Source organism: Brevibacillus sp. FIR094, assembly GCF_050477165.1.
Taxonomy (GTDB): Bacteria; Bacillota; Bacilli; order Brevibacillales; family Brevibacillaceae; genus Brevibacillus.
Window position 1 is genome coordinate 22,691 of sequence record NZ_JBEAES010000052.1, and the last position, 6,904, is coordinate 29,594.

Sequence of the window (6,904 nt, forward strand, 5' to 3'; positions counted from 1 at the left end):
TCTCAAACCTTAAAGCGACTAACGGACTCTTTAAACTGTCGGACCATCTCTAATCAAAAAAGGCTGCCTTCCCAGTAGAAAAGTCTACGGATAAGACAGCCTGCTCGTGTTTTAATTTACGGAAACCCCACTAGAATGCTCCGTCTGCTTTTTTTGCAAGCGCAACGCAAAAAGGAAAGCAATGAGTAACAATCCAGCAGATACATAATAAACAACCCGGACTCCCTGCCATTCAGCGATAGCTCCCATCACCAAGGCAGAAGCGCCAAAGACCAGTAAATCAATCGTCCCCTTTGCTGACATGACATAGGGTAGTGCTGATTCTTCAGTCTCTTGCTGCAATAGTGTCTGCTTGCTTACATGCACCATTTCCAAAAACGGGCCCAGTGCAAAGGAAAACAACAGTGCTACCAGCGCGTTCGTACTGCTACCAAAACAAAAGGTAAAGACTCCGACGCCAATCGTACCGCAAATAATCCAGCGAAATAAATGGCGACGCATCCGCTCCGCATACATCAATAGCAAAGTCCCACCTGCAATGGCTCCAAGCATGTAACCAGCATTGATGTAGCCCCACCATTCTTCTCCTTGTCCAAGCACATCGAGTACAAATGGCAGCATAATCGCAGCGATCCACACACCCCCGGACAAGCCGATCACGATATCCATCGCGACCAGCAGTCGCAGTACAGGTACATCGCGAATTGTTTTCCATCCAGTGAGCCAGTTTGTTGTCGCCTTAGCTGCCCGTTCTTCACGCAGCTTTTCGCTCGCCGGTGCAATGCCTGTCATCGCGATCGTTGCCACTACGTAGGCACCAACCGTTCCCCACAGAACAATACTCGCTCCCAGCCAAGAAACGAGTAATCCCCCTGCGGCCCAACCAGCAAAATGAACGGTTTGATCCGAGGTGGCAAGCAAACCATTCGCTCGCATGAGGTCTTCTCGTCTGACCAACTGCGGCACCATGGCATTGCGCGCAGGGTTTGCCCAGCCATCCATAAAGGCGATAGTTGACCCCAATCCGAACAATAGCCAGATCCACTCTCCCTGCTCTCCTACACCGCTGCTGACAGCTAATGAGGCTGCAGCCAAAAGTATCGTCTTCAAGCCTTGCGACAGCACGAGCATGCCCGTCAACGACAATCGCTGAAACACCAACGGAGCCAACAAGCTACTCACAGATTGCGAAGCTACGATGACAACCGGTATAAACGCCGTGTACATGACAGAGCCAGTTGCAGCGTAGATGATCGAAATAAACGCGACAATATAAAATACATCCCCAAGGTTGGCCAATGTCTGACCCGCCCAGAGGCAAATAAAGCGTCGATGCCACATAAAGCACACCCTCCTGTCGGTTCAGGACCAGCCTATACGTCCTGATGGAATATGAAGTTATTCACACCGACTCGCCATCACAATGGAGGTGCACCTCTTTCGCGAAATTACCTCTTATTCTATTCCAGAATCAGAATGCTGTACAGATTTGTTTCGGAAAAAGCTGTAGTATACCCAGCCTGCGTTAATAAACAAGAAAGCACTCGTCATATAAAAGACTCCGCTAATACTCACATAGCCAGCCAAAAAGCCACCAATCATCGGTCCAAGCATGCTGCCGATACTGACGAAGCTGTTGTTATAGCCATAGACACGACTGACCATATGGACAGGTGTTGCTCGTCGCAGCAAAGCATTGACCGATGGAAGCAATCCTCCCAGCGATAATCCTAACAAAAACCGGAGCGCGACCAATTGCCATACCGTATGTACCAGACCTTGTGGAATAAAGATGATTGCGGCAGCCAAAAGTGAGAACAAGAGCACCTTCTGCGAACCGAACCGATCTCCTAAACGTCCCAGCTGCGGGGAGGCAAAGACGTTTGCTACCCCCATGCATGCCTGAACAATACCGGCCCACAGAGCTACCTTTGCCCCTTCTGATCCAACCAATTGCGAAATGTAGATCGGCAACACAGGGATAATGCTAAACAACGCAAACTGGATCATTACGGTTACAAAAAAGAGCGCCGGGAGTTCTTTGGAAGAGAAGATCATCTGAAAATCTTCCCGTAGACTCGACCGTTCCTTTTTTTCAGGTGGAACAAAATTCTCTTTCACCATAAACGTAATGACCAAGGTCGCCAGTAATAATACGGAACCGGTTATCACAAAAATCATTCGAAAACCGATCTTCTCCGCGAGAACACCGCCAAACAGCGGTCCCATAATGGTTCCGGCCGTAATAAAAGACTGAAGCAACCCCGTTGCCCAGCCGATTCGTTCTTTTGGTACAGAGGATGCTACCAATGCGGTACTGGCAGGGATGATTCCCCCTACAAGTCCATTGAGCAGACGAAGGGCCAAAAGCTGCCACAGACTTCCCGCAAAACCGGTCAGTGCCATGGTAATGGACATAAAAAATCCCGAGCGCAAAATCATGATCTTGCGCCCGTGCTTATCGGCCAAATTTCCCCAAATAGGTGAGACGAGGCCCGCTGTCAAAAAGTTGGCTCCAAAAATAATCCCCGCCCAAGCCGTGACTTGATGAGGGTCTTCAATTCCGAAATCCTGCTGAATGTAAAGCGGTAAAAATGGCATGATCATGCTCATCGCCACCATAACGAAAAACAACGATCCGCAGAGTACATATAAATTACGGCGCCATATCTCCATCGGACTTCCTCCAATCCCATCTGCTTATCCCAGTTGCGGGTCGGATGTACTTCCTAAATCTTGCACACTCCACAGGCCATAGTATACTCCTTTGCTCTCCAGCAATTGCTCATGCGAGCCTTCCTCAACGATTTGTCCCTCTTTCATGACAATGATTTTGTCCGCATGGGTAATCGTCGAAAGTCGATGGGCCACGATGAGCGTAGTTCTTCCTTTTGCCAATCTGGACAAAGACTCCTGAATCGTGTGCTCTGATTCCAAGTCGAGTGCAGACGTCGCCTCATCCAGAATCAGAATACCCGGGTCACGCAGGAAAACACGCGCAATCGCGATTCGCTGCTTTTGCCCGCCAGAGAGCTTCACGCCGCGCTCTCCCAGCTCCGTATGGTACCCATTCGGCAATTCGCTAATAAAGTCATGGGCATTTGCCGCCTTCGCAGCTTCTTGCACAGCATTGTCATCTGCATCAGGATTGCCCATTAAAATATTCACTTTTGCTGATTCACTAAACAAAATATTATCTTGCTGCACCATCCCGATGTGGTAACGCAAATTTTGCTGCTTCACATCGCGGACATCGATGCCATCAATCGTAATTTTCCCTTCTGTCACGTCCCAAAAACGCGGCAGTAAGCTAATCAACGAAGATTTTCCGCCGCCTGACATCCCGACAATCGCAACTGTCTCACCAGAAGAGATGTTCAGATTCACATTGTTCAAGACGAGAGGACCTTCCTCCCGATAGCGGAAGGACACGTTCTCAAAGCGAATTTCCCCGCGAATGCGTTTAGTTTCAGGGTCAACAGGCAAATCCCCTGCGTTTGGCTTGTCAACGATATCGTACGATTCATCGATAAACTCGAACATCCGGTCCATCGAGGCAATTGCCTGAGTCAGTACCGTACTGGAATTGACCAGACGTCGCAGCGGCGTGTACAAGCGCTCCAAATAAGCATAAAACGCAACGAGCGTCCCTACGCTCATACTCCCGCCAATGACTTGGTAGCCAGCATAAGCAATGACCAGGAGCGGTGCGATATCCGTCACCGTATTGACCACGGCGAAGGTTCGGGCATTCCACCGTGTATGTGCCAGTGCCTTATCTAAAAACTGATTGTTCTCCTTGGCAAATTCCTTGCTCTCCTGCTTTTCTAATGCAAAGCTACGGATGAGCGACATGCCGTTTACGCGTTCGTACAAATGGCCTTGCAAATGCGCCAATGCAGCAGAGCGATCCTTTGTCAATTGACGCAAGCGCTTGTAGAAAAACTTGACGGAGATACTGTACAAAGGGAAAACGATAATCGCGACAATCGTCAGCTCCACGTCCATATAGAGCATGATCACCATCGTCAGTGTAATCGTAATCAGGTCCAACCAAAGATTCATTAAACCCGTTTCCACGAAGCTCTTGGTTGATTCCACGTCGTTAATGACGCGAGAGATGACCTCACCCGTTTTTGTATTGTTGTAGTAGCGCATCGACAGGCGTTGTAAATGTGAAAACAATTGATTGCGGATGTCAAACAAGATACGACTGGATACCCACTGTGCGTAGTATTGCCGAATGTACTCAACAGGGGCGCGAACGAGGGTAAATAGCAAAAAGGCCCCGAGCATCAGCCAAAATAACTGTTTCAGCTTTTCCTCTTGAGGAAGCGGACTTGGCAGCAGGTCATCAATGACGTATTTGATAAGAAGCGGCAGAGCAAGTGGGATCGCAAACTTAATAATACCAATAAATATAGTGCCCAATATTTGTTTCCAATAGGGCAGGACATAAGCCAAATAGCGGCGTATGCTCAACCATCATACCTCCTTTGCAAACAAGGAAATCCCTCCCCCGGTCATTCGGGAAAGGGATTATTCCTCATCATCTCGTACTAAAAGATAACGCTCGTACCAACGTTGGACGAAACCGTTTTGAAAAGGGCCACGTCGTGCGCTTACCCAATCCAGCACTTCTCGCAGTGCTGTCTGCACTCTTTCCACAACAAATGGAGGATAGTTCATCTGTTTGCTATGTAAAAGAAACTCCTCTTCGTCGAGAATCGAGTACGTCATATCGGGAAACACTTTTACGTCGAGATCATAGTCTATGTAGCTAAGCAATTGTCCCTTCATGCTGAAGGGCGAACCAATGTTGCAATAATAATAAATACCGTCATCACGAATCATGGCAATGGTATTGAACCACTGGCCTCTACCAAATGTACAAATGGCCGGTTCACGCGTACGCCATTCCCGCCCGTCTGCTTCCGTCACCTTGACCCGATCATTTCCCCCAATCACCACCGCATCACTGGTATGAATCAACGTAGATTTGTCCCATATGCGGTGCAACGAATGGTCATGTTTATAACTTTCTATGCGGATATTGGAGCCCGGAGTTGGTGACATGACTCTCCCCTTTCTTCTCTTCTCTATTTGAATGGGGACAAGCCTCCTTTAAGAAGAGAGCTTTTTGGAAAGTGTAACATATTTTTGTACTTCATAGCCAAGTGAAAGGTAAAACGGAAGGACTTCCGGATTTGATTGATTGACCATGATCAAGACGTTATTGACACCTCGTTGCTTGAAACGCTTTTCAATTGCTTCAACGAGTTCGCGACCAATACCTGAGCCTTGCATCTCTGGAAGTACTGCCAATCGGTAGAAATAGGCACGTGCACCGTCGATCGTGCCAACCACGACCCCTACAACTCTGCCTTCAATTTCTGCAACCATTACCAGATCGCTGTCCCAAGCCAAATGCTGGGCCAAATCGTTCAATGACTCTTTGTCCGATTGGTCCAACCCCGTCTCCTGCCAAATACGTGTGATAGCCGAATAGTCACCGAGTCGAAACGGACGAATCAGCATGTGTTGCCTCCTTCGTAACCTTCTTCCTCTATTGTACAACACATGGACAACTTTGTCTTGTGTCGCAACACCACAAAGTCTCCAACTCCATACTCCATCTTCAGTAAATTATTATGTCAAAAGAGAAATACCGCCGTCTACAATCAATGTTTGTCCACGAACCATCCACGCTTTGTCAGAGAGCAAGAATATCACAGCATTAGCCAAATCTTCCGGCTCCACAATGCGTCCTGCTGGCGTACGCTCTGCTGAGCTACCGAGCAATTCTTCACGATTCGGGAAATGTTTGAGTGCATCCGTATCCACCGCTCCGCCAGAAACAGCGTTTACTACAATATTATGCGGTGCGAGCTCGACTGCCAAATAACGAGTAATCGCTTCTACAGCTGCCTTCGATACGCCAACCGCTGTATAGTTGTCGAGAACTCGAATGGACCCCAGGCTGGACAAGCTCACGATTTTTCCGCCGTTGCCGCCCTTGATCATTAGTTTTGCCGCTTCTTGTGCACAGAACAACAGCGCCTTGCTGTTAATTTCCATGGTCCAGTCCCAATGGCTTTCTTCCAGTTCCATCAGCGGACGCAGTACACCTGATGCCGCATTGTTCACAAATACATCCAAGCGACCGAATTCCTGGTCAATTTCTGCGAACAACTCTTTGATTTTTGCTACATCCCCTACATTGGCTTTGATCAGATGGACACGAGCGCCCTTTGCTTCCAGCTCTGCTGCTGCTTCTCTTGCCGCAGTGCGGTTACGCAAATAGTTCAGCACCAGGTCATAGCCCTGTTCCGCCAATTGAAGCGCAATCGCTTTTCCGATTCCTCGCGTTCCGCCAGTAACCAGTGCTACTTTTTTCGTTGTATTCATAAAAAGATTACCTCCCGATCTGACCAACTATTAATAGCAGGTACTAATAAATAAAAATCACTCATTCATTATACAACTCCACCTGCGCTTTTTCTACCTGCGGAAAAAATCCCCGCATGACTTGATCCTCTCGACTATAGCCATACTAAGCTCGCAGTATCAGGCAAACCACTACCACATAAGGAGGAATAGCAGGGTGTACATAGGTCGGGAATTGTCTGAATTAACCATGGTGCCACTGGCTGATTGGGAAATGAATGAGCTGCTTTATTACCATCACAGCTTTTCACAACTGGCAGCTTACCTCAGTGCAGAAGGAGCCTCTCTTCACGTCAAAGTCATCCATGAGCTTGAATCCCGTGGGCCTGTGAATGGAGACAATGGGGGATGGGATCATTCCTCGTCACCTATTTACGATTAAGTAAAAAACCCGGCTGCTCGTGGGACTGACCCCCGTCCGTAGGACAGGTATCAAAACACCATTGCGAATTAAGCA

Annotated in this window: 7 protein-coding genes; 1 reads left to right on the top strand and 6 read right to left on the bottom strand. The window is 48.2% G+C overall.

Annotated features, from left to right (window positions below):
* Positions 1 to 111 precede the first annotated feature (111 nt).
* From ACQ5DJ_RS27910 to fabL, 6 genes are all read right to left on the bottom strand, one after another.
* Positions 112 to 1,341: an MFS transporter gene (locus tag ACQ5DJ_RS27910; RefSeq protein WP_429845284.1), complete on the bottom strand. Its 1,230-nt coding sequence runs from the start codon at positions 1,339 to 1,341 to the stop codon at positions 112 to 114.
* Between the two features lie 114 nt (positions 1,342 to 1,455).
* Positions 1,456 to 2,676: an MFS transporter gene (locus ACQ5DJ_RS27915; protein ID WP_429845285.1), complete on the bottom strand. Its 1,221-nt coding sequence runs from the start codon at positions 2,674 to 2,676 to the stop codon at positions 1,456 to 1,458.
* Positions 2,677 to 2,700: 24 nt separating this feature from the next.
* On the bottom strand, positions 2,701 to 4,482 hold the full coding sequence (locus ACQ5DJ_RS27920) for an ABC transporter ATP-binding protein (protein WP_429845286.1): 1,782 nt from the start codon (positions 4,480 to 4,482) through the stop codon (positions 2,701 to 2,703).
* 57 nt (positions 4,483 to 4,539) lie between these two features.
* Positions 4,540 to 5,076, bottom strand: a complete 537-nt coding sequence (locus ACQ5DJ_RS27925; RefSeq protein ID WP_007729805.1) for a DUF402 domain-containing protein — start codon at positions 5,074 to 5,076, stop codon at positions 4,540 to 4,542.
* Between the two features lie 48 nt (positions 5,077 to 5,124).
* Complete coding sequence (locus ACQ5DJ_RS27930) at positions 5,125 to 5,538, bottom strand: GNAT family N-acetyltransferase (RefSeq protein ID WP_016742780.1); 414 nt, start codon at positions 5,536 to 5,538, stop codon at positions 5,125 to 5,127.
* Between the two features lie 111 nt (positions 5,539 to 5,649).
* Positions 5,650 to 6,408 carry an enoyl-[acyl-carrier-protein] reductase FabL gene (gene fabL, locus ACQ5DJ_RS27935; protein WP_017250147.1) on the bottom strand — a complete coding sequence of 253 codons (759 nt, stop codon included), beginning with the start codon at positions 6,406 to 6,408 and terminating at the stop codon, positions 5,650 to 5,652.
* Positions 6,409 to 6,604: 196 nt separating this feature from the next.
* On the opposite strand from fabL, the gene ACQ5DJ_RS27940 reads away from it, so the two are divergent.
* Positions 6,605 to 6,829 (top strand): hypothetical protein, encoded by a 225-nt coding sequence (locus ACQ5DJ_RS27940; RefSeq protein WP_429845287.1) that lies wholly within the window; start codon positions 6,605 to 6,607, stop codon positions 6,827 to 6,829.
* Positions 6,830 to 6,904 lie beyond the last annotated feature (75 nt).

Bases quoted from the DNA above. Each gene is read 5' to 3' on its own strand.
- ACQ5DJ_RS27910 (WP_429845284.1), bottom strand. From the start codon at position 1,341: ATGTGGCATCGACGCTTTATTTGCCTCTGGGCGGGTCAGACATTGGCC.
- ACQ5DJ_RS27915 (WP_429845285.1), bottom strand. From the start codon at position 2,676: ATGGAGATATGGCGCCGTAATTTATATGTACTCTGCGGATCGTTGTTT.
- ACQ5DJ_RS27925 (WP_007729805.1), bottom strand. From the start codon at position 5,076: ATGTCACCAACTCCGGGCTCCAATATCCGCATAGAAAGTTATAAACAT.
- fabL (WP_017250147.1), bottom strand. From the start codon at position 6,408: ATGAATACAACGAAAAAAGTAGCACTGGTTACTGGCGGAACGCGAGGA.
- ACQ5DJ_RS27930 (WP_016742780.1), bottom strand. From the start codon at position 5,538: ATGCTGATTCGTCCGTTTCGACTCGGTGACTATTCGGCTATCACACGT.